Raw genomic sequence first — 23277 nt, 5'->3', positions numbered from 1 at the left:
CCCGCCGGCCACTCCGTATCACCTTGCCTTGACCAGGAGCCTTGTACCTTGAGTTCGCAGAAAACCGTGACCGTCACACCGCCCAATTTCCCCCTCAATGGCAAGGTCGCACCGCCCGGCTCCAAATCCATTACCAACCGCGCCCTGCTGCTGGCCGCCCTGGCCAAGGGCACCAGCCGCCTGAGCGGCGCGCTCAAGAGCGATGACACCCGGCACATGTCGGTGGCCCTGCGCCAAATGGGCGTGACCATCGATGAGCCGGACGACACCACCTTCGTCGTCACCGGTTCCGGCAAGCTGCAATTGCCGACGCAGCCGCTGTTCCTCGGCAATGCCGGCACCGCCATGCGTTTTCTCACTGCGGCGGTGGCGACCGTCGATGGCACCGTAGTGCTCGATGGCGATGACTATATGCGCAAGCGTCCGATCGGCCCGCTGCTGGCTACCCTCGGTCAAAACGGTATCCAGGTCGACAGCCCGACCGGTTGCCCGCCGGTGACCGTGCACGGCGCGGGCAAGGTCCAGGCCAGGCGCTTTGAGATCGACGGCGGTTTGTCCAGCCAGTACGTCTCGGCCTTGCTGATGCTGGCGGCGTGCGGTGAAGCGCCGATCGAAGTGGCGCTGACCGGCAAGGACATCGGTGCCCGTGGCTACGTCGACCTGACCCTCGATTGCATGCGTGCCTTCGGGGCGCAGGTTGACGAGGTAAGCGACACCACCTGGCGCGTAGCACCCACCGGCTACACCGCCCATGACTACCTGATCGAGCCGGACGCCTCCGCCGCCACCTACCTGTGGGCCGCCGAAGTGCTGACCGGTGGTCATATCGACATCGGCGTGGCCGCGCAGGATTTCACTCAGCCAGACGCCAAGGCGCAGGCCGTGATCGCGCAGTTCCCGAACATGCCGGCCACGGTGGTCGGCTCGCAAATGCAGGACGCCATTCCCACCCTGGCGGTGCTGGCCGCGTTCAACACTACGCCGGTGCGCTTCACCGAGCTGGCCAACCTGCGGGTCAAGGAGTGTGATCGCGTACAGGCCCTGCATGACGGCCTGAATGCGATCGTCCGGGGTTGGCAACCATCGAAGGCGACGACCTGCTGGTGGCCGCCGACCCAGCGCTGGCCGGTACCTCGTGCAACGCACTGATCGACACCCACGCCGACCACCGCATCGCCATGTGCTTTGCCCTGGCCGGGCTGAAAGTGTCGGGCATTCGCATCCAGGACCCTGACTGCGTGGCCAAGACCTATCCGGGGTACTGGAAGGCCCTGGGCAGTCTCGGGGTCGTGCTCAGCGACTGAATCAGCCGCGTCGGTTTGGGGAGGGCCTGCACATGACAATTCGCCAACCCTGCCCACCCGGCGCCTGCGTCTGCGAGCGCGAACAGTTACTTGAGGCCCCCGGCGCCGACCTGCGTATCCTCAGCCTCACCCGCCAGGAAGAAAAACGCCTGCTCGAGCGGCTTGAAGACCTCAAGAGCCTGCAAGACCTCGAACGCCTGCAACAACTGATGTACCAGCAATTGGGCATCCGTGTGCATATCGCCCCAGGCCACACAGAGGTCAAGAGCATGCGCGGGATTCAGATCGTCATCGACGACTTACCGGGGATGTGCCGCAAGACCCGGCAATCGATTCCGGCGGCGATTCGCCGAGGCCTGGAGAAACGCCCGGAAATTGCCTATCGCCTGCTGGATGCCCACGACCTGTTTCGCGACGGTTGAATCAACCGGCGACCGTTTCAGCCTCGAACAGGCGCCGCCCCACGGCATGTGCCGTTTGCAGATGCGCCTGTGCCGCACCGCTTTCGGAGTCCAGCAACAGCTCGGACGTCACTACCCGCGCCCCGCAGTAATCAAAGATGCCGTAGTCGATCTGCGTACGCATTGCCTTGGCATAGCCGTGGCGGTCGAAGGCGCTGTCGTCCGCTGCGCCGAGGGCGAGCAGATGCACCTGCATGTGGCGTAGCTTTTTCACCACCGGGGTATCCGGGCCGTAATCGATCGCCCAGCCGTTGACGAATACGCGGTCGATCCATCCCTTGAGCAGGCCCGGCAGTGACCACCAGTAGATGGGAAACGCCAGCACCAGTGCGTCGGCACGGTCGAGGCGCGCTTGTTCGGCCAGAACATCCGCGGGAGGCGTGGCGCGGCTGCGGTGCACCCGGTGGTCGGCAACGGTGTAGCGCGGGTCGAAGCCTTCGGCGGCAAGGTCGGCGATTTCATAAGTATGGCCGGCCGCACCGAGACCGGCAGCGACTTGCGTCGCGATGGCGTGAGTGAGGGATTGCGGGTCGTGGTGAGCAACAACGATGAGCGCGTGCATGACATTGACTCCCTTTCGGTTTAGGCTAGGACCAAGTTACGATTAGTAAGTTACTTTTGGTACATAAGCATGTCAAGCAACGAATCCCCTGCCCCGCGTCGTCGTTTGTCCCGTGAAGATCGGCTGCGCCAATTGTTGGAAGTCGCCTGGCAACTGGTGCGCGAGGAAGGCACGGACGCCCTGACCCTGGGCCGCCTGGCGGAACTGGCGGGCGTGACCAAGCCGGTGGTCTACGACCATTTCGTCACCCGTGCCGGGTTGCTGGCTGCGTTGTACGAAGATTTCGATGGGCGTCAGAACCAGGTGTTTGCCGAGGCTATCGATGCCAGCAGCGCGACATTGGAAGACCGCGCGTGGGTAATCGCCGCGTCCTATGTCGATTGCGTGTTGTTACAGGGCCGGGAAATTCCGGGTGTGACCGCGGCACTGAGTGGCTCGCCGGAACTGGAAACCCTCAAGCGCAAATACGAGGTGATCTTCCTCGACAAGTGCCGCGACGCGCTGGCGCCCTTCGCGCCCACGGGCATCGTCTCTCAAGCCGGCCTGCGCGCCATGTTGGGCGCGGCGGAAGCCTTGTCACACGCGGCGGCCAACGGCGAAATCAGCCGTGAAGAGGCGCAGCAAGAGTTATTGGCGACGATTCTGGCGATGGTCAATCGCGGGCGGGCTGCCACAACTGCGTAGCCTGCCCCCACCGCTATCGCAGCCTCGCTAAAGCTTGGCAGCTTCCACAGGGAGGCTGCAGTGGTTGGCTAGCAGCGCGACCACTCAGCCTTGAGACTGCAGGAACAATCGAACCTTGTGCGTCAACTGATCCAAATGCCGGTCCCGCTGTTTCTCCGCGTCGATCATTGCGCGCTTGCCGTGCCTTTGCAGCAGGTAGGTATGGATCTGCCGCACTTCCAGGGAGCTGTAGATCGGCGCCACATCCAGCACGCCCATCAAGCCATCGGTGCCGTAGTCGCGGGTGTTCATCAGTACCTGGGTGCCGCGCGCGCCGCGCACCTGGAAGCCCATGGCCTCGAAAGCCGGGACTTTTCCCATGGCGCAGGCCAGTTCGGCATGGGGATAGCGCGCCAGCACGTCCTGCATCATTCCTCGCGCCACACCCTGGCGGCGGCGACCGGCTTGCACCGCCATGAACGCGATGCCGCACGCCTCGGGGTCATCCTTCACCGGCAGACACAGCAAGAAGCCGATGACCTGGTCGGCCTGCTGCGCATCGGTGGCGACGATCAGCTCGACCGCAATGCCCTTCTCGCCATTCAGCGCTTCCAGGTACAGGTGCACTTCAAAGCCAACCGCATACTGATAGATGCTGTAGAGCAGATTGCTTGGCGGCAGCGCCACGCTGCTGATGTCGGTGAGGTTGTCCACCACCATTTGCAAGATCTGAGCATTAATGGGCTCGGGGCACGGCGTGGTGTAGCGGGTAAGGCTGAACATGCAAATTCCTGGGGTTTCGCGTCAAGGCAGCGGGGATTGTACCTGTTGCCCGCACACCTCACGCAAGCATCCACGCAGCCAGCGGTGCGCCAGGTCTGCGTCCAGCCGTGGATGCCAGAGCATCGCCACGGTGAAGCCGGGCAGCATCAGCGGCAGGTCAAAACAGTACAGGTCGCGCCGGTCGGCGATGTAGCGCTCGGGCACGCTGGCGATCAGGTCGGTGCCACGGGCCAGGGCAACGGCCGTGGAGAAGCCAGCGACGATGCTGGCTATCTGTCGCGTGAAACCCAGGCGCTCAAGCGCATCGTCGATCTGACCACGCGCCTGGCCGCGCCGCGAAACGTAGACGTGCTGGCCCTCGGCAAAACGCTGGGCGCTGATCTCGCCCTGGCTGAGGGGATGGCCCTTGCGCACCACGCCGATCAGGCGGTCGCGAAACAGCGCCTGGGTCAGGATTTCCGGGCTGGCGACGGGGTCGACCACGCCGGTTTCCAAGTCCACCCGGCCATCGCGCAGCCAGGCGCTGTCCGTGTCGGTCTTGTTGATGAAGCGCAAACGTACGCCGGGGGCCTCTCGGGCAATGCGCGCCAGCAGCATCGGGCCGACCTGTTCGACGAACTCTTCGCTGGTACGCAGGGTGAAGGTGCGCTCTACCCGCCCCATGTCCAGGGCTTGCGCCGGGCGCAGTACGCCGTGAGCGTCCTGCACCAGACGGCTGACCTGTTCGCGCAGTGCCACCGCCCGTGGGGTCGGCACCAGGCCGCGCCCGGCGCGCACCAGCAAGGGGTCGCCAGTGGTGTCGCGCAGGCGCGCCAGGGCTCGGCTCATGGCCGAAGGGCTCAGTCCCAGGCGTTTGGCCGCGCCGACGACGCTGCCTTCGGCGAGCAGAACGTCCAGGGTGATCAGCAAATTCAGATCAGGCATCGGTAGCTCCTTGGCAGGCGTCTTATGCAGGTATTGAGTGCAACCCATGCGCCTTGCGCCATGTTAGGCCACGCCGTAGCGTTGTAACAGTCGCATTCACCCAAGGAATCCCCCATGCCCTCCTCCCCACGCGGCAGCCTCGTCTGCCTGTCGCTGTCCATGTTGCTGGCGTCCCTCGGCACCAGTATTGCCAATGTCGGCTTGCCCAGCCTGGCGCTGGCGTTCGCCGCATCCTTTCAGGCGGTGCAGTGGGTGGTGCTGGCCTACCTGCTGGCGATTACGGCGGTGATCGTCAGCGCGGGTAATCTGGGTGATCGCCTGGGACGTCGTCGGCTGTTGCTCGGCGGGTTGCTGCTGTTCACGCTGGCATGCTGGCTGTGCGGCAGCGCGCCGTCACTTAATACGCTGATCGCCGCGCGCACCCTGCAAGGCCTGGGTGCCGCAATCATGATGGCCATGACCCTGGGCCTGGTCGCCGATACCGTCACCAAGGCACGCATCGGCCGGGTCATGGGCTTGCTCGGCACGATGTCGGCCGTCGGCACCGCCATGGGGCCCAGCGCGGGCGGCCTGTTGCTCAGTCTATGGGGCTGGCGCGCGTTATTCCTGGCCGGAGTGCCGCTGGGGTTGCTGGCGGTGGTGCTGGCCTGGCGCGCCTTGCCAGCGGATCGACACTACCTGCAGGCGGCCGGCTCGGTGAGTCTTTGGTCGCCACTCAAGGACGCATCGCTACGCAAAGGCCTGGCAATGAGCACGTTGGTCGCCGCCGTGATCATGGCCACCTTTGTGGTCGGGCCGTTTTATCTGTCACGCGGCCTGGGCTTGTCGCCCGAATGGATGGGCCTGGCGATGGCCGTCGGCCCGTGTGTCGCCGCGCTCACCGGTGTGCCCGCCGGCCGCCTCACCGACCGCCTTGGAAGCCAACGCATGACCCGTGCCGGGCTGGGCATTCTGCTGTGTGGCGCCCTGCTGCTGTCGCTGGCCTCGGGGTTGATCGTCTATCTGGGCGCGCTGATGGTCCTGACGACGGGATACAGCCTGTTCCAGGCCGCCAATAACACAGCGGTGATGAGTGAGGTCGAGGCGAGCCGGCGCGGCACGGTTTCCGGCCTGCTGAACTTGTCGCGCAACCTCGGCCTGATTCTCGGCGCATCGGCCCTGGGCGCGGTGTTCGCCTGGGTAACCCCCGACGTCATCCACGCCGCGCCGCAATCCGTGGCTAATGGCCTGCACACAACCTTCGCCGCGGCGCTGTGCCTGATCATGCTCGCCAGTGCGCTGGCATGGGGCCAAAACCGTGGCGTGAACGGCGCGCAGAACACCCGTTGAGGCAAAAAAACAAAAAAGGCGTTGCGCCAGACCGGGTTACATCGCGCATCATGAGCACTTTCAAGCTCAAGGGTAACGTCCATGCGCGTTCTGTCATTGATGATGGGTCTTACGACGCTGGCCGCCAGTACGGTGTTCTGCGCCAGCGCGATGGCGAATGAAGAAAGTCAGTTGGTACAACAGATCAACCAATACCGCAGCCAGGTGCAACGCTGCGGCGACCAGGGTTCCCAGGAGCTGCCACCCCTGGCCGCCGACACGCGCCTGGTGCTGCCGGCCAATAACGTCGGCGATTTGCAGCAGGCCCTGGCCCGCGCGGCCTACCCGATGGTGAATGTGCAGGCCATCAGCCTGTCCGGGCCCAGGGATGCCCAGGCGGCGATGAAAGCAGTGCGCGAAAGCTTCTGCCGGGTGGTGCTCGACCCGCAATTCGTCGATATCGGCGTGAGCAACAGTGGCCAGGACTGGCGCATCGTGCTGGCGCGCCCGCTGCTGTCCAGCGGACTGGGCGACTGGCAGACCGAAGGCCGTAAACTCCTCGACCTGATCAATACCGCCCGCAGCCAACCCCGCCAATGCGGGCCGCAGCCCTTCACCGCGACCACCCCGCTGTCGTGGAACGACACCCTGGCCAGCGCCGCCAACAGCCACACGCGTAACATGGCCAACGGCAATTTCTTCGACCACCTGGACCACGATGGCCGTACCCCTGGCGACCGCGCCGAGTTGGCCGGGTACATCGCGAAGAACATCGGCGAGAACATCGCCGCCGGCCTGGACACCCCACGCAAGGTGGTCGACGGTTGGCTCGCCAGCCCCGGTCATTGCGCCAACCTGATGAACCCGCAGTTTCGCGAACTGGGCGCCGCCTATGCCATGGACCCGAAGAGTGACGCGGGCATCTACTGGACCGGTTTATTCGGCACGCAATGAGCATTGGCCGGGCGCCCGACCTCACGGCGCCTGGCCTGCTCAATTCAAGGAAGCATCAAATTGCCATCCAGCCGATAATCGCGCTGAACTGGCAGCGTTCAGGCAGGTCTGTAGCTTTGCGCCAGACACAGAAGGCGCACAGTAGACTCTGGTTAAAGGTGTTCTCCCAATGACGAATTGGCTGCAATGCAGCAGCGACATGGCTGAGCGTGTGCGTCAGCATGATTGGACGAGTACGCCCCTGGGGCCGCCGGAGCAATGGCCGGATGTGCTCAAGACCACCGTGGCACTGTGTTTTGCGTCGAGCTTCCCCCAGGCGATCGTCTGGGGCCCGCAGTTGATCACGCTGTACAACGACGCGTTTATCCCGATCCTGGGTAATAAACCCTATGCGCTGGGCCGTCCGTTCAGCGAAATATGGAGTGAGGTGTGGAACGACATCCGCCCCATTTCCGACGCCGCCTTCCAGGGCCACGCCACCTATATCGAAAACTTCCCGCTGGTGATCGATCGCGGCCAGGCGTGTGAGCAGGCGTACTTCACCTTCTGCTACAGCCCGATCCGCGACCCCCGGGGCAACGTGGTCGGCCTGCTGGATACCGTCACCGAAACCACCGCCACGGTACTCCTCACGCGGCGCCTGGCGGTGCTGGATGCCATCGGTAACGCCGTGGTCAATGCCGCCGATGCCGAGGCGGTGATGACCAGCACGACCCGACTGCTGACCGAACACCTGCAAGTGAGCAATTGCGCCTATGCCGACATGGACGCCGACGAAGACGGTTTCACCATTCGCGGCAATTGGACCACGCCGGGCTCGCCGAGCATTATCGGGCGCTACAGCCTGGCCGCGTTTGGTGAGCGCGCCGTCACCTGCCTGCGGGCCGGCGAACCGCTGGTGATCCACGATAACCTGCGCGAATTACCCGTCGCGGAGTCCGCCAGTTTCCAGGCCCTGGGCGTCAGCGCCACCCTCTGCATGCCGCTGATCAAGAACGGTCGCCTGACAGCCTTGATGGCCGTGCATGACAAATCACCCCGCACCTGGTCGCCCTACGACCTGGCCTTGTTGCGCGAGGTCACCGAGCGTTCCTGGGCGCATATCGAGCGGGTACGCGCCGATGCCGACGTGCGCCAGGGCCTGGCCGCCTATGCCGAACTGAACAGGACCCTGGAACAGCGCGTGGAAGAGCGCACCGTGGCGCTGGCCCAGGCCGAAGCCGCGCTGCGCCAGTCGCAAAAGCTCGAAGCCATCGGCCAGTTGACCGGAGGCGTGGCCCACGACTTCAACAACCTGCTGACGATCATTCGCTCATCGGTGGATTTTCTACGCCAGCCGGGCCTGCCGGAAGAACGCCGCCAGCGCTATATGAGCGCGGTGTCCGACACCGTGGAGCGGGCCAGCAAGTTGACCAGCCAACTGCTCGCCTTTGCCCGCCGCCAACCCCTGAACCCCGAAGTTTTCGATGTGGGCCAGCGTGTACAGAATATCGGCGAGATGCTCGAAAGCGTCACCGGGGCGCGTATTCGGGTACTGGTCGAGTTGCCGCCGCACGCCTGCTTCGCACGGGTCGACTCCAGCCAGTTTGAAACCGCACTGATCAACATCGCCCTCAATGCCCGCGACGCGATGGGTGGCCAGGGCACGCTGACGCTGCGGGTTGCCGGCGAACAGCCGCTGCCCGGCATCCGTGGCGACGCCGGGTCACGCCAGCCGCATATCGCCATCTCCCTGGCCGATACCGGCCCGGGCATTGCGCCCGAAACCGCCGAGCGGATTTTCGAGCCGTTCTTTACCACCAAGGCCGTGGGTAAAGGCACGGGCTTGGGCTTGTCTCAGGTGTTCGGGTTTGCCAAGCAATCCGGGGGCAACATCGACGTGGCCAGCACCCTCGGCCAGGGCAGCGTGTTCACCTTGTACCTGCCGCAGGTCGAGGCCCAGACCTGCGCGCAGCACAGCGCCCAGGAAAGCCCCGTCCCGGCCCATGACACTGCCCAGTGCCATGTATTGATCGTGGAGGACAACCTCGAAGTCGGACGGTTTGCCAGCCAGATCCTGCAAGACCTGGGCTACCAGACCACCTGGGCCACCGATGCCGAGCAGGCACTGACCCTCGCGGGCCAGGACGCCATGGCGTTCGATGTGATTTTCTCGGACGTGGTGATGCCCGGCATCACGGCGTGGCCATGGCCAGGCAGCTGCGCCAGCGCCGCGCGGATTTACCCGTGGTGCTCACCTCGGGCTACAGTGACGAGCTGGCGGACAGCGGCTACGAAGGGTTCGAGTTTCTTGCCAAGCCCTACTCCGCCGAGCAGGTTTCGCGGGTGTTGATCAAGGCCATGCTCAAGGATTGAGTACCCCTATCGTGGCCCAGTTTGCTGCTACTCCGCCACCGCGACCTGGTTGCGGCCCTGGGCCTTGGCCCGGTACAGCGCTTTGTCAGCCGTGTTCATCAAACCGTGCAGGTCCTGATCCACCGCATCGGTGAAAGCCACGCCGAGGCTGGCGCTCAGCCCGTGCACCGGGTCGGAGACCAGGCTGGAGATGGCCTTGATCAGTTGTTCCGCAATTTCTCGCGCGGTTTCCAACGTAGTGTTGGGCAACAGGACGGCAAACTCTTCGCCGCCCAATCGCCCATATATGTCAGCCTTACGAAACGATGCGCTGATCACCCCGCCAATCTGGCGCAACACTTGATCGCCGGCCTGATGGCCGTAGGTGTCGTTGATCTGCTTGAAATGGTCCATGTCCATCATCAACGCACACAGCGGTTGCTGGTGATGGCGGCACTGTGCGTATAACAACTGGGCATGTTCGAAAAACGCGCGGCGATTCATCAGGCCGGTCAGCTCGTCGGTTTGTGCGGCACGGGTCGAGATGTTGTGGGCATGTTCCATTTGCCGGGTCAGGCGAAAGGCTTTTTCCAGGGCATCGGACAATTTGCGGGTAGCGCTGACCACAAAGGTACTGAACACCAATACCGCAATTGCCACCCCCACCTGCATCGGCGATGGCTGAAACAGCAGCCACAGCGTACAGGGCAGCAATACCAGGGCGATGGACGCCAGCGTCATGCAGCGATAGGCCGAATAACACGAGACCGCGCTCACCGACATGCCCACGGTGAACAACATCACCAGTACCTGGGATAAACGGTCGTCGGTGGGCATCACCGCAAACGCACCAAGGCCCCAGATACCCGCCGAGAGCGTCAGCGTGATCCAGTAGCGGCGCTCCCAGCGGTCGGGGGTACGTTCACTGTTGGGGCAGCGAAACCAGTCCACGAACATCTTGATCCGCAACAGCGAAGACGCCGCCAGCAGCACCAGCCAGACCAGCATGACGCTGTGGTCGAAGCGGTCCCAGCACAGCCAACACAGCATGGCGGCGGCCATGTAACTGCCGAAAATGGCCGCAAACGACTGCCGGAACAGCTGGTGCAGACGGTCGGTCCGCACTTGCTCTTCTATAAAGCAATCCTGGTCCTGCTCACGCCCAAGGCCATTCATGAAATCCGCCTGATCCGACTGCCACGACAAAGGCGCCATTGTGGCACCCTGCCAGCACCGTGGACAACCGAATCCCTCACGGTAGAGCCGTTAACGCGCTTCGGGTCGCAGAATCAGCACCCCCAACGGCGGCAAATTCAGCGACAACGACACCGGCTGACCGTGGCGCGGCTCATCCTGGGTGAACACTTCACCACCGTTGCCGAAATTGGAGCCGGCATAGGTGTCCGCATCACTGTTGATCACCTCGCTCCAGCGCCCGGCAAACGGCACCCCCACGGCGTAGGCTTCACGCGGTACCGGGGTGAAGTTGGCCACCACCAGCACCGGTTTGCCGTCCTTGCTCCAGCGCAGCCAGGCGTAGACGCTGTTGATCGCGTCATCGCCGATCAGCCACTGGAACCCCTGGGGCGCGTCGTCCTGTTCGTGCAACGCGGGTTCTTCGCGGTAGAGCCGGTTCAGGTCGCCCACCAGTTTTTGCACACCCTGGTGCTCCTGGTACTGCAACAGGTACCAATCCAGCTGCTGGTCGTGATTCCATTCGCGCCACTGGCCGAACTCGCAGCCCATGAACAGCAGCTTTTTGCCGGGATGCATCCACATGAACGTCAGATAGGCACGCAGGTTGGCAAACTTCTGCCAACGGTCGCCGGGCATCTTGTCGATCAGCGAATGCTTGCCGTGCACCACTTCATCGTGGGAAATCGGCAGGATAAAACGCTCGGACCAGGCATACACCAGGCCGAAGCTCAGCTCATTATGGTGATGGGCGCGGTACACCGGATCTTGCTGGATGTAGTGCAACGAATCGTGCATCCAGCCCATGTTCCATTTGTAGTTGAAACCCAGGCCGCCCTGTTGGGTAGGCTGGCTGACGCCAGGCCAGGCGGTGGATTCCTCGGCGATCACCAACGCGCCCGGCGCTTCCAGGGCCACCACGTCATTGAGGTGGCGCAGGAAGTCGATGGCTTCCAGGTTCTCGCGCCCGCCGTGGCGGTTGGGCACCCATTCGCCGGCCTTGCGCGAATAGTCGCGGTACAGCATCGAGGCCACTGCATCCACGCGCAGGCCGTCGACATGGAAATGCTTGAGCCAGTGCAACGCCGAGGCCAGCATGAAGCCGTGCACTTCGGTGCGGCCCAGGTTGTAGATCAGGGTGTCCCAGTCCTGATGGAAGCCTTCCAGCGGGTTGGCGTATTCGTACAGCGCAGTGCCGTCGAACTGCGCCAGGCCGTGGGTATCGGTGGGGAAATGCGCCGGCACCCAGTCAAGAATCACGCCGATATCGGCCTGATGACAGGCGTTAACGAAGTAGGCGAAATCTTCCGGCGAGCCAAAGCGCGCGCTGGGAGCGAACTGCGACAAGGCTTGATAGCCCCACGAGCCACCAAACGGGTGCTCCATGATCGGCATCAATTCGATATGGGTGAAGCCCAATTGCTGCACATAGGGAATCAGCCGCTCGGCCAGTTCGCGCCAGCCATAGTGGCGAGCGACCTCACCGGCCTCGTCCAGCTCGCACTGCCAGGAGCCGACGTGCAATTCGTAGATCGACAGCGGTGCCGTCGATTTCTGCTTATCGCCGCGTGATTGCATCCATTCATGGTCCTGCCAGTCGACCTGCAGCGGCGCGGCGACTTTCGAGGCGGTGTCCGGCGGCAGCTGGGTAGCCAGCGCCATCGGGTCGGCCTTGAGTGGCAGAATCCCGTGGGCACTGAGTATTTCGTACTTGTACGCCGCGCCCGGTTGCAGGCGCGGGATAAAGATTTCCCACACCCCCGAAGGGTGGCGCAAGCGCATCGGATGTCGGCGACCGTCCCAGATATTGAAGTCGCCCACTACCGACACACGCCGCGCGTTCGGCGCCCATACCGCAAAACGTACGCCTTGCACGCCGTCGACGCTGGTCACCTGCGCGCCCAGGCAACTGCCCAAGTCACGGTGATTGCCTTCGGCAAACAGGTACAGGTCCATCTCGCCCAGCAACAGCTGGCTGAAACTGTAGGGGTCTTCGGTGATTTGCTCGCCGCCGGCCCACTGGATCTTCAGCAAATACGCTTGACGCGTACTGAAATGCCCGACAAACAAGCCCGGTACCTGAGTCGCCTCAAGGCTGCCGAAAGGCTCGCCGCTGTCGCGCTCAAGTACCTGGACACTCAAGGCTTCCGGCAGGAACGCGCGGATGAACTGCCCGCCCTGCTCGTCGTCGTGCGGCCCGAGGATCGAAAACGGGTCGTGGTGCTCGGCGCGCACCAGCGCTTCGACGTCCTTGGACGCCGGCATTGCAGTCAACTTGGGCTGCAGCGGTTCTTTATGCGTAAAACTCATGACGTCTCCCCACCGCGTGCATGCTTGGATTTAGGTAACAGTTCGCTCAACAGGCCGTGCAGGCCCTGCAAAGGCACCGGCAACCAGGTCGGGCGATTCTCCGCCTCGTAGGCCACTTCGTACGCGGCCTTCTCCAGGCTGAACAACGTCAGCGCAGCGTCCTGGCCCTTGGCATCCTGCCAGTCATGCGCCAGTGTAGACGCAGCGGCTTGATAAGCCTGGATAAATGCTCGGCGTGCTTCATTCAGGTAGCGATCGGTCACGCGCTTGCGCGCGGCATCCGCTTGCGGCGACTGATCCACTGCCTGCACATTCAGGGCCATGGCCGCTGCGTAATCAAATGAGCGCAGTACGCCACTCACGTCCTTATAGGGGCTGTGCTTACCGCGACGTTCATGCAGCGGCCGCGCCGGTTCGCCTTCAAAGTCGATCAGGTAGGCGTCGCCTTTCACCACCAGGACCTGGCCCAGGTGCAAGTCTCCATGAACGCGGATGCGCAAGCCGCCCAGCGTGGCCTTCGCCAACGCCTGGACGTGAGCACCGATGGCTTTTTTCTGCGCCAACAATTCACTGACCAGCGCCTGATCCGCCGGGTTCAATTGGTTTTGATGCTGCTTGAGCAATTGCAGCGCGCGGTCGATCTGCGCGCCCACATCCTTGGCCCAGGCCTGGGTGTCCTGGGGGGTGGTGACTTGCGGCTCAAAGGCTTTGTCGGTGGTAGGCGCGCCCAGCACGCCGTGCATTTCACCCAGGCGCTGGCCGAGCAAGCCGGCAAAGTCGGCCAGCTCGCCGAGGGCGTTGTAGTGCTGCTCCTGCTCGGAGATGGCTTCGGCCAGTTCGTCGCGAATGGCGCGTTCGAGGTTGTTCTGGGTCCAGCTCCACGCGTCGCCCTGGTTGCTGAGATAGCCCTGGGCAATCATCAGCAGGTTGTCCTCGCCCTCGCCGTCGTGGCGAATCACCGCGCCCATCAGCGGCGAGATATTCGGGTAATCGGCGGCGGTCAGGTAGGCACTCATCTCAAGCTCCGGATGCACGCCGGCACTGACTTTGCGGATCAACTTGAGCACCAGGCTTTCGCCCACCACCACCGAACTGTTGGACTGCTCGGCCGACAAATAGCGCACGGGCGTCTCGTCGCTCAGTTGCAGCTTGGCCAGATGGGGCGTGGCTTCAAAACGCAGGTCGCCGTCGCTGGAGTTCAATACCGTGCCGGCTTGCAGGCCCTGGATCACCGCGCGAACGAAGTGCTCCAGGCTGAAGGCGTCGGTCACCAGCCCGACCTGGCGGGTACGCCGCACGCGGGCCAGGGCCAATTGCTGGGGCAAGGCGCTGGTGAACTGGTCTTCAGCCAGGAAGCCGAACGGCAACTGATAACGACTGACCTGCCCGGCGGCGCTCACCTCCAGCTCGCTGAGCAAGACCGGATGCTGCGGGTCGCCAAACCGTACGCCGTAGACAATCCGCACGCTGTCGATGGCCGTGTCCTTGCCGGCAAACCAGCGCCGCTTGGGCAGCCAGGCCGGCAACGACGTGTGCTCCAGGGTGGTGCGGCAAGGTTCTTCGAGCAGTTCTTCCATGCGTTTTTTCAATACCAATGTGGTGAAGTCGGGAATGCTCTGCGCCGGTTCCACATGCCAGCTGGGCATCTGGTTTTCCGCCGCCAACACAAACCAGTAGAAGCCGTACGGTGCCAGGGTCAGCAAAAAATTCAGCTGGCCAATGGGTGGGAAGGCATTACCGCCGAGCATCTCCACCGGCACCATGCCGGCAAACGCCGACAGGTCCAGCTCGGCCGCCTGGGCACTGCGTGACACGTTGGCCACGCACAGGATGATCTCGGTGTGCCCGTCCTCGCCGGTGTACTCGCGGGTGTAGGCCAGGATGCGACGGTTGGTCGGCGAGAGCATCTTCAAGCTGCCCCTGCCGAATGCCTTGGATTGCTTGCGCACCGCGAGCATCCGCCGGTTCCAGTTGAGCAACGAGTGCGGGTCCTGGGTCTGGGTCTCGACGTTGACCGACTGGTAACCGTAGAGCGGGTCCATGATCGGCGGCAGCACCAGGCTGGCCGGATCGGCACGGGAAAAGCCGCCGTTGCGGTCGATCGACCACTGCATCGGTGTGCGCACGCCGTCGCGATCGCCCAGATAGATGTTGTCGCCCATGCCGATTTCATCACCGTAATACAGGGTCGGCGTGCCCGGCATCGACAGCAGCAAGCTATTGAGCAGTTCCACGCGGCGGCGGTCGCGCTCCAGCAACGGCGCCAGGCGTCGGCGAATCCCCAGGTTGATGCGCGCACGGCGGTCAGCGGCGTAGTAATTCCACAGGTAGTCGCGCTCTTTGTCGGTGACCATCTCCAGGGTCAGTTCATCGTGGTTGCGCAGGAAGATCGCCCACTGGCAGTTGGCGGGAATCTCCGGGGTCTGGCGCAAGATGTCGGTGATCGGGAAGCGATCTTCCTGGGCCAGCGCCATGTACATGCGCGGCATCAACGGGAAGTGGAAGGCCATGTGGCATTCGTCACCGTCATCGCCCTTGCGGTCACCGAAGTACATTTGCGTGTCTTCCGGCCATTGGTTGGCCTCGGCGAGCAGCATGCGGTCCGGGTAGTTGGCGTCGATCTCGGCACGGATCTGCTTGAGCACATCGTGGGTTTCGGGGAGGTTTTCGTTGTGGGTGCCGTCGCGCTCGATCAGGTAAGGAATCGCGTCCAGGCGCAGACCGTCGATGCCCATGTCCAGCCAGTAGCGCATCACCGACAGCACGGCCTTCATGACCTGCGGGTTATCGAAATTGAGGTCGGGCTGGTGGGAATAGAAACGGTGCCAGAAGTATTGGCCGGCGACCGGGTCCCAGGTCCAGTTGGATTTTTCGGTGTCGAGGAAAATGATGCGGGTGCCGTCGTATTTCTGGTCGTCATCGGACCACACGTAGAAATCCCGTGCCGCCGAACCAGGCTTGGCCTTGCGCGCACGCTGGAACCAGGGGTGCTGGTCGGAGGTGTGGTTGATGACCAGTTCGGTGATCACTCGCAGCCCGCGCTTGTGGGCTTCGGCGATAAAGCGCTTGGCGTCGGCCAGGGTCCCATAGTCGCTATGTACGCCGCGGTATTCGGCGATGTCATAGCCGTCATCGCGACGTGGCGACGGATAGAACGGCAACAGCCAGATGGTATTCACACCCAGGTCGGCGATGTAGTCGAGCTTGGCGATCAACCCGGGAAAGTCGCCGATGCCGTCATTGTTGGAGTCGAAAAAGGATTTGACGTGAACCTGGTAGATCACCGCGTCCTTGTACCAGAGCGGGTCTTTGATAAAGGTGGCAGCCTTGGGTTTCTTCGCCATTGGAAACTCCTGAAAACAAATTCTGCAGACGGAATGCGATCAATGTGGGAGGGGCACCGCTCCTCCCACATTTGCTCTGCGCAAGACTCAGGAAACAGTGATGCGCCAAATCCCAAACGGCATCTGCGGCTCCAGCCGCGTCCACTGGGTCTTGCCGTACCAGGTCCAGCGGTGGCCGTTCATCAGGTCTTCACCCTGGGTCTGGGCATCGTCCGGCAGCCCCATCTCCCACAGCGGCAGTTCAAAGTGCGCTTCCTGGGCGTTGAACGGGTCGAGGTTGACCGCCACCAGGATGAAATTGCCGCCGTCCTCGCTGCGCTTGCCGAAATACAGGATGTTGTCGTTCCAGGCGTTGTAGAGCTTGAGCCCCAGGTGCGTCTGCAACGCCGGGTTCTGCCGGCGGATGCGGTTGAGCTGGGCGATCTCGGCAATGATGTTGCCCGGCGCCGTGAAGTCCCGAGGGCGGATCTCGTATTTCTCCGAGTCCAGGTACTCCTCTTTGCCCGGCACCGGCGCCGCTTCGCACAACTCGAAGCCTGAATACATGCCCCATAGGCCCGAGCCCATGGTGGCCAGCGCGGCGCGGATCAAAAATCCCGCGCGGCCGGATTGGTGCAGGAAGCCGGGGTTGATGTCCGGCGTATTGACGAAGAAGTTCGGTCGGTAGCATTCACGCCAAGGCGACTGGTTCAACTGGGTGAAATACTCGCTCAGCTCGGCCTTGGTATTGCGCCAGGTGAAATAGGTGTAGCTCTGCGAATAACCGACCTTGCCCAGGCGCGCCATCATCGCCGGTGTGGTGAAGGCCTCGGCGAGAAAGATCACCTCCGGGTACTTGGCACGCACATCGCTGATCAGCCATTGCCAGAACGGTAGCGGCTTGGTGTGGGGGTTGTCGACGCGAAAGGTCTTCACACCCTCTTCCACCCAGCCCACCACGACGTCGCGCAGTTCGGTCCACAGACTCGGAATGGCGTCAGCGGCATAAAAATCGACGTTGACGATATCCTGATACTTCTTGGGCGGGTTCTCCGCGTACTTGATGGTGCCGTCCGGGCGCCAGTTGAACCAGCCGGGGTGCTGCTTGAGCCACGGATGGTCCTGGGAGCACTGGATAGCGAAATCCAGGGCGATTTCCAGGCCATGATCGGCGGCGGCCTTGACCAGTCGACGGAAGTCTTCGCGGCTGCCCAATTGCGGATGGATCGCCCCGTGACCGCCCTCTTCGCTGCCAATCGCGTAGGGGCTGCCGGGATCGTCGGGGCCGGCGGTCAGCGAGTTGTTCTTGCCCTTGCGGTGGCTGCGGCCGATGGGATGAATCGGCGGGAAGTACAACACGTCAAAGCCCATGTCATGGATCATCGGCAGGCGGGCATGCACATCGTTGAAGGTGCCATGGCGGGCGGGATCGTCGGTGATCGAGCGGGGAAACAGCTCGTACCAGCTGGCGAATTGGGCGCGCTCGCGTTCAACGTCGATAGGGTACACCGTGCTGACGCTCAAATAGGCACGGTGGTCGGCCTGGGTCATCAAGTGTGCACTGTCTTCGTGCAGGAACAGCGCGACCTGCTCGGTTTCCAGCAGGCCGGAGAGTTCGTGGTGCAACAGCATCAGGCGGTCGCGCAGCTCGTTGTCACTGCGCTCGGCGGCCTGCAATACCAGGCTGCGCCCCTCCTGCAATTCCAGGCTGACCGGCACGCCGGCCTCGTGCTTCTTGCGCAGCTCGTAGCAAAAGCTGGCGAAGGTATCGATCCAGGCTTCGATGCAATATTCGTGAGGGCCTTGGGCGGTGACGGTAAACGCCCCCTCCCAGCCGTTGTTGCCCACGTCGTTCATCACCACGCTGTGCCAGCTTTCGTCCTGCAGCGGGCGCCAGCGGATGAGCACGGCGAGCTTGTCATGACCATCGGCGAACACCTTGCTGGTGACGTTGAGCCGCTGGCCAACCACGGCCTTGACGGCAAATTCACCGCCGTCGATCACCGGCATGGTGCTTTCGATCGCAATCCTGGGCAGCAACAGCGCCTGGGACAACGACAATAAGGAATCTTCTGGAACCTGTGTTTCAGCGGTCATCGAGCATCTTCCCCTTACGCCCTGTGGACGCTCTTTGCTTGATTCGAATGCTTCAGCCAGCCGCGATTTCCCTGAACGGGCCGCTATAGGTCCGAGCCTGGGCCGTTACCAAAAGTTCAGATGGATATACCGCCATTGAGCGGGAATCAAATCTTCCCCACGGTTGTCCACCGCTAGAGCAAAGCACAAAGGAGGCCACACCGATGACTATCCCGATCCCGGCAGAAACGCCGGACCCGAATATCGACAACCCGACCCTGCCGCCGACCGAGCCGGAGCCGGTCCCGGAGAAAGAGCCGCCGGAAAACGTGCCGCCGCCGGTGGAGGAGCCGCCAACGACCATGCCGCCAGTGGTTGTCAGTCCCTCTCCAGCCATTTAACGATTATTGGCATGACGCTGAACACCGCCAGCGCCAACAAGGTACTGAGCACCGCCGTCGATTCGCGCCCCAACCCCGCGGCTACGCCGATGGCGGCGGTCATCCAGAGCCCGGCGGCAGTGGTCAGGCCTTTGACGTGCTGCCCCTCCTCGTCTTCCTTGCCTTTAAGAATGGTGCCGGCGCCGAGAAAGCCGATCCCGGCGATCACCCCCTGCACCACCCGGCTCATGGCGTCGGCCTGGTTGCCCGACATCTGCGGCACCATCACAAACAACGCGGCGCCCATGGCGACCAGCATATGCGTGCGCACACCGGCGGCCTTGCCCTTTTGCTCGCGCTCGAACCCAAGAATGCCGCCCAGCATTGCGGCCATCAGCAGGCGTACGCTGATTTGCGTGAGCTGCCGCGCGTCGCCAAGGTCGGCGAATTCGGCCTGCACGGTCAGCCACACTTCATGCCACCAAGCGTCCATCAGCATTGTCCTTTGTCGTTGTGGTTAAAGCATGGACAACCGCGACCGCCAGTCAGTTGCCTGGAACACCTGGCGCTGTGCAGGCGCCTAATCATCACCTGCCCATGAAAAGGAGATCGCCATGCCAGTACGTATTGAAAGCCAAACGTGCTACTTCAAGATCAACGACGACGGCCAGGAGCAGAGCCTGCCGGCGAATGCAGTGACGGTGAGCACGGACATCGCCAAGGCCATGTCCTATGTCGAGGTCAATGGCAACAGGGTTTACATCACAGAACAGGAAGCCGATGCCCTGACGGTGGCCGGCGTCACCGATGGGCGCCAACACAAGAGGGCCACCGAGCCTGGTTCGGCGATTTAATTGATCCGTATCAGCCTGTACTGAACACCGCTGCACCCCAGGCCCCATGGGGTGCAGCACATTGTCGCAGGCGGGCGGTCCAGACGTATCTGATCCGCTATTTATCTGTATACCTGAGTCTGTTATGCAAACAGACCGGCGCTCATAGTTGATTGGCCTGATGGAGGCTGATGAGCGAACGACCATGAGCGAACGAATCCCAACCGTGGACACTTTTGAGCCCCTGCACCCAAAGAAGGTGAAGGCCAAATCCAGCGATAACCTGATCCATACCCGCAGCTTCACCGGCCTGTACCGCACCTTGCGCGTGGCCGGTGCCGCGCTGCTGTTCCTGCTGTTTTTCGGCACCGTGTGGCTGGACTGGGGCGGCCGCCAAGCCGTGCTGTGGGACCTGGCCGAAAGCAAATTCCACATCTTTGGCGCGACGTTCTGGCCGCAGGATTTCATTCTGCTCTCAGCGCTGCTGATCATCTGCGCCTTCGGCCTGTTTGCGATCACGGTGTTTGCCGGCCGTGTCTGGTGCGGCTACACCTGCCCGCAGAGCTCATTCACCTGGCTGTTCATGTGGTGCGAGAAAGTCACCGAAGGCGAGCGCAACCAGCGCATCAAGCTGCAAGCGGCGCCCTGGAGCCTGAACAAGCTGGCAAGGCGCTCGGCCAAACACACCTTATGGCTGGGCATCAGCGTGTTGACTGGGCTGACCTTTGTCGGTTACTTCACACCGATTCGCCCACTGGCCGCCGAGCTGCTGACCTGGCAAATGGGCGGCGTGAGCCTGTTCTGGGTGCTGTTTTTCACGGCGGCCACCTACATCAACGCCGGCTGGCTGCGTGAAGCGGTGTGCATGCATATGTGCCCGTATGCGCGCTTCCAAAGCGTGATGTTCGACAAAGACACCCTGACCATTGCCTACGACAGCGCCCGTGGCGAGCGCCGTGGCCCGCGCAAACGCGACGTCAGACCGGCCGAGGTCGGCCTGGGCGACTGTGTCGACTGCCAGCTCTGCGTGCAGGTGTGCCCCACCGGCATCGATATCCGCGACGGCCTGCAAATGGAATGCATCGGCTGCGCGGCGTGCATCGACGCCTGTGATTCGATCATGGACAAGATGGGCTACGCCCGTGGTCTGGTGAGCTATACCAGCGAGCATCAACTGCAAGGCGGCAAGACCCGCCTGCTACGACCCCGCCTGATCGGCTACAGTGCCGTGCTGCTGGTGATGATCGCCGCGCTGGTGGTGGCGCTGGTCGAGCGGCCAATGGTGTCGCTGGACGTGACCAAGGACCGGGGCATGTTCCGTGAGAACGCCCAGGGCTTGATCGAGAACATCTACAGCCTCAAGGTCATCAACAAGACCCAGCAACGCCAGGACTACCGGGTGGAATTGATGGAGGCCGAGGGCTTCCAGTTGCAAGGCAAGACCAAGCTTAGCCTCGCGCCGGGGGAAATCGTGGATGTGCCGGTGTCGGTGGCGTTGCTGGCGGATACGCCGGCGAGCAGTTCGCAGACCCTGCGGTTCAAGGTGACGGATGTGGACGAACCGTGGATCTACAAGGAAGCTGACAGCCGTTTTGTCGCCCCACTGAATCGCTGAAATCTATCTGGATAGGTAGAGATCCAACTATCGAAACTGTTCAAGGCCACCCATGAAGCGCTACGAAAAATTCGCCGACGACATCGCGGAACTGATCCGCTCGGGCGTGCTCGGCCCCGGCCAGCGCGTGCCGTCGGTGCGCTATGCCAGCCAGACCTACGGCGTCAGCCCGTCCACGGTGTTCCAGGCCTATTACCTGCTGGAACGGCGTGGCCTGATCCGTGCGCGGCCGCGTTCCGGCTACTTCGTCAACACCCATGCGCCCAGCCCGTTTTCCGAGCCGGTGGTGAGCGAGCAGGTGCATGAGTCCACCGAGGTGGATGTGAGCGAATTGGTGTTTTCGGTGCTCGATTCGATCAAAGACCCCAACACCGTGCCCTTTGGCTCGGCGTTCCCCAGCCCCATGCTGTTTCCGTTGCCACGCCTGGCCCGCTCACTGGCCAGCGCCAGCCGCGAGATGGACCCGCGCCTGGTGGTCACCGACATGTCGCCGGGCAACCCGCAGCTGCGTCGGCAGATTGCCCTGCGGTATATGGTCGGCGGCCTGATGCTGCCGATGGAAGAACTGCTGATCACCAACGGCGCCCTCGAAGCGCTGAACCTGTGCCTGCAGGCCGTCACCGAACCCGGCGACCTGGTGGCCATTGAAGCCCCGGCGTTCTACGCCTGCCTGCAAGTGCTGGAACGCTTGAAGCTCAAGGCGGTGGAAATCCCGGTGCACCCGCGTGACGGCATCGACCTCAACGCCCTGGCGCAAACCCTGGAGCGCTACCCGATCAAAGCCTGCTGGACCATGACCAGTTTCCAGAACCCCATCGGCGCCACCTTGCCGGAAGCAAAGAAGCAGGCATTGGTGGACCTGTTGCGCAGCCACCAGGTGCCGCTGATCGAGGACGATGTGTACGCCGAGCTGTATTACGGGCAACACGCGCCCAAACCGGCCAAGGCCTTCGACACCGAAGGCCTGGTGATGCACTGCGGCTCGTTTGCCAAGAGCCTTGCGCCCGGTTATCGGGTCGGCTGGGTAGCGGCCGGGCGTTATGCGCAGAAGGTCGAGCGCCTGAAATTGATGACCTCGCTGTGCCCATCGATGCCGGCCCAGGCGGCGATTGCCGATTACCTGCAACACGGCGGCTATGACCGGCACTTGCGCAAGTTGCGCTATGCCCTGGAAGAGCAGCAAAGCGCCATGCTGGCGGCTATCGCCCGTTATTTCCCGGCACAGACCCGCGTCAGCCAACCGGCCGGGGGCTACTTCCTGTGGCTGGAGTTGCCGGAACAGACCGATTCGTTGAAATTGTTCCAGATGGCGCTGGCCCAGGGCATCAGCATCGCACCGGGGCCGATCTTTTCGGCGACCCGGCGCTTTCGCAATTGCATTCGCCTGAATTACGGCAGCCCGTGGACCGAGGCGTCGGAAAAGGCCATGGAGACGTTGGGGCGGATTGTGCGCTCGTTCTGAACAGGCGCTATGGCTTCAACGACCGCCGCCCAGGTCCACAAAAGTACCGGTGGCATACGACGCCTTGTCCGACAGCAACCAGATGATCGCTTCGGCGACCTCATCCGGGCGCCCGCCACGGGCCATGGGGATACCGGACTCCAGCTTGCTGACCCGGTCCGGGTCGCCGCTCAGGGCATGGAAATCGGTGAAGATATAGCCGGGGCGCACCGCGTTCACGCGAATGCCCTCACCTGCCACTTCCTTGGACAGACCGAGCGTGAACGTGTCGAGCGCCCCCTTGGAGGCCGCATAGTCGACATACTCACCCGGCGACCCCAGCCGCGCCGCCACCGACGACACGTTGACGATACTGCCGCCCTGCCCGCCGTGCCTGGGCGACATGCGCAGCACCGCGTGCTTGGCACACAGGATCGGCCCGAGCACGTTGGTCTTCATGATTTTCAGAATGCGGAATTCGGACATCTCATCGACCCGTGATTTATGGCCCACGGTGCCCGCATTGTTGACCAAGGCCGTGACGCGGCCCAACTCAGCGTCGACCCGGTGGTACAGCGCAATCACTTCATCCTCGATGCTCACGTCCGCGCGTACGGCAATCGCCTGGGCGCCAGGGCGCGCACCTGATCGAGCACGCGTTGGGCAGCCGCTTCGTCCGACTGGTAGTTGATGCAGATGCGGTAGCCCTCGCGGGCGGCCAGCAATGCCGTCTCGGCGCCGATCCCGCGGCTGCCGCCGGTAATGAGGAGGACTTTGTCCATGAGTGCGGTCTCCTGATTCAACCTGATGTT

At 62.9% G+C, this 23277-nt stretch carries 16 protein-coding genes and 3 pseudogenes; 10 read left to right on the top strand and 9 right to left on the bottom strand.

Annotated elements, in window-relative coordinates; all coding sequences use genetic code 11:
- The first annotated feature begins 48 nt into the window (after positions 1–48).
- Positions 49–1304, top strand: a pseudogene (locus JWR98_RS09490) (3-phosphoshikimate 1-carboxyvinyltransferase).
- 32 nt (positions 1305–1336) lie between these two features.
- Complete coding sequence (locus tag JWR98_RS09485; protein WP_003173703.1) at positions 1337–1726, top strand: hypothetical protein; 390 nt, start codon at positions 1337–1339, stop codon at positions 1724–1726.
- A 1-nt stretch (position 1727) separates the two neighbouring features.
- Here JWR98_RS09485 and JWR98_RS09480 read toward each other — a convergent pair whose 3' ends face one another.
- The gene (locus JWR98_RS09480) at positions 1728–2327 is read right to left on the bottom strand and encodes an NAD(P)H-dependent oxidoreductase (protein WP_078733085.1); all 600 of its coding nucleotides are present in this window, start codon (positions 2325–2327) and stop codon (positions 1728–1730) included.
- Positions 2328–2396: 69 nt separating this feature from the next.
- On the opposite strand from JWR98_RS09480, the gene JWR98_RS09475 reads away from it, so the two are divergent.
- Positions 2397–3011 carry a TetR/AcrR family transcriptional regulator gene (locus JWR98_RS09475; RefSeq protein ID WP_205489839.1) on the top strand — a complete coding sequence of 205 codons (615 nt, stop codon included), beginning with the start codon at positions 2397–2399 and terminating at the stop codon, positions 3009–3011.
- A gap of 84 nt (positions 3012–3095) precedes the next feature.
- Here JWR98_RS09475 and JWR98_RS09470 read toward each other — a convergent pair whose 3' ends face one another.
- Positions 3096–3773: a GNAT family N-acetyltransferase gene (locus JWR98_RS09470; protein ID WP_205489838.1), complete on the bottom strand. Its 678-nt coding sequence runs from the start codon at positions 3771–3773 to the stop codon at positions 3096–3098.
- A gap of 21 nt (positions 3774–3794) precedes the next feature.
- Positions 3795–4697 carry a LysR family transcriptional regulator gene (locus tag JWR98_RS09465; protein ID WP_205489837.1) on the bottom strand — a complete coding sequence of 301 codons (903 nt, stop codon included), beginning with the start codon at positions 4695–4697 and terminating at the stop codon, positions 3795–3797.
- Between the two features lie 114 nt (positions 4698–4811).
- Here JWR98_RS09465 and JWR98_RS09460 point away from each other — a divergent pair, with 114 nt between their 5' ends.
- The 3 genes and pseudogenes from JWR98_RS09460 to JWR98_RS09450 all read left to right on the top strand — a co-directional run bounded on the left by JWR98_RS09460 (position 4812) and on the right by JWR98_RS09450 (position 9314).
- On the top strand, positions 4812–6026 hold the full coding sequence (locus JWR98_RS09460) for an MFS transporter (protein WP_205489835.1): 1215 nt from the start codon (positions 4812–4814) through the stop codon (positions 6024–6026).
- 81 nt (positions 6027–6107) lie between these two features.
- Positions 6108–6959 (top strand): CAP domain-containing protein, encoded by an 852-nt coding sequence (locus JWR98_RS09455; RefSeq protein WP_078733080.1) that lies wholly within the window; start codon positions 6108–6110, stop codon positions 6957–6959.
- Positions 6960–7128: 169 nt separating this feature from the next.
- Positions 7129–9314: pseudogene (locus JWR98_RS09450) on the top strand (ATP-binding protein).
- 27 nt (positions 9315–9341) lie between these two features.
- Here the strand turns inward: JWR98_RS09450 and JWR98_RS09445 are convergent.
- From JWR98_RS09445 to JWR98_RS09430, 4 genes are all read right to left on the bottom strand, one after another.
- On the bottom strand, positions 9342–10508 hold the full coding sequence (locus tag JWR98_RS09445; RefSeq protein WP_078733078.1) for a GGDEF domain-containing protein: 1167 nt from the start codon (positions 10506–10508) through the stop codon (positions 9342–9344).
- Positions 10509–10559: 51 nt separating this feature from the next.
- The gene (gene glgB, locus JWR98_RS09440) at positions 10560–12797 is read right to left on the bottom strand and encodes a 1,4-alpha-glucan branching protein GlgB (protein ID WP_078733077.1); all 2238 of its coding nucleotides are present in this window, start codon (positions 12795–12797) and stop codon (positions 10560–10562) included.
- Positions 12794–16141, bottom strand: coding sequence for a maltose alpha-D-glucosyltransferase (treS, locus tag JWR98_RS09435; RefSeq protein WP_078733076.1), 3348 nt, complete (start codon positions 16139–16141; stop codon positions 12794–12796). Before treS ends, glgB begins: the two co-directional genes overlap by 4 nt.
- Positions 16142–16228: 87 nt before the next feature.
- Positions 16229–18217: an alpha-1,4-glucan--maltose-1-phosphate maltosyltransferase gene (locus JWR98_RS09430; protein WP_205489834.1), complete on the bottom strand. Its 1989-nt coding sequence runs from the start codon at positions 18215–18217 to the stop codon at positions 16229–16231.
- Positions 18218–18420: 203 nt separating this feature from the next.
- On the opposite strand from JWR98_RS09430, the gene JWR98_RS09425 reads away from it, so the two are divergent.
- A complete protein-coding gene (locus JWR98_RS09425) occupies positions 18421–18597 on the top strand; it encodes a hypothetical protein (RefSeq protein ID WP_179119919.1) in 177 nt (58 codons plus the stop codon).
- Here JWR98_RS09425 and JWR98_RS09420 read toward each other — a convergent pair.
- Positions 18575–19069: an MgtC/SapB family protein gene (locus tag JWR98_RS09420; protein WP_205489832.1), complete on the bottom strand. Its 495-nt coding sequence runs from the start codon at positions 19067–19069 to the stop codon at positions 18575–18577. The genes JWR98_RS09425 and JWR98_RS09420 overlap by 23 nt on opposite strands.
- 121 nt (positions 19070–19190) lie before the next feature.
- On the opposite strand from JWR98_RS09420, the gene JWR98_RS09415 reads away from it, so the two are divergent.
- The 3 genes from JWR98_RS09415 to mapR all read left to right on the top strand — a co-directional run bounded on the left by JWR98_RS09415 (position 19191) and on the right by mapR (position 22486).
- Positions 19191–19430 (top strand): DUF3203 family protein, encoded by a 240-nt coding sequence (locus JWR98_RS09415; RefSeq protein ID WP_078733073.1) that lies wholly within the window; start codon positions 19191–19193, stop codon positions 19428–19430.
- A gap of 184 nt (positions 19431–19614) precedes the next feature.
- Positions 19615–21024 carry a cytochrome c oxidase accessory protein CcoG gene (ccoG, locus tag JWR98_RS09410; protein WP_205489831.1) on the top strand — a complete coding sequence of 470 codons (1410 nt, stop codon included), beginning with the start codon at positions 19615–19617 and terminating at the stop codon, positions 21022–21024.
- 52 nt (positions 21025–21076) lie between these two features.
- Positions 21077–22486 carry a GntR family transcriptional regulator MpaR gene (gene mapR, locus JWR98_RS09405; protein WP_078733071.1) on the top strand — a complete coding sequence of 470 codons (1410 nt, stop codon included), beginning with the start codon at positions 21077–21079 and terminating at the stop codon, positions 22484–22486.
- 15 nt (positions 22487–22501) lie between these two features.
- Here the strand turns inward: mapR and JWR98_RS09400 are convergent.
- Positions 22502–23247, bottom strand: a pseudogene (locus JWR98_RS09400) (SDR family oxidoreductase).
- Positions 23248–23277 lie beyond the last annotated feature (30 nt).

It is taken from the genome of Pseudomonas lactucae (assembly GCF_016937615.1).
Lineage (GTDB): Bacteria > Pseudomonadota > Gammaproteobacteria > Pseudomonadales > Pseudomonadaceae > Aquipseudomonas > Aquipseudomonas lactucae.
Note: the sequence above shows the minus strand (reverse complement) of the source record. Positions and strands in the feature narration are given on the sequence as shown.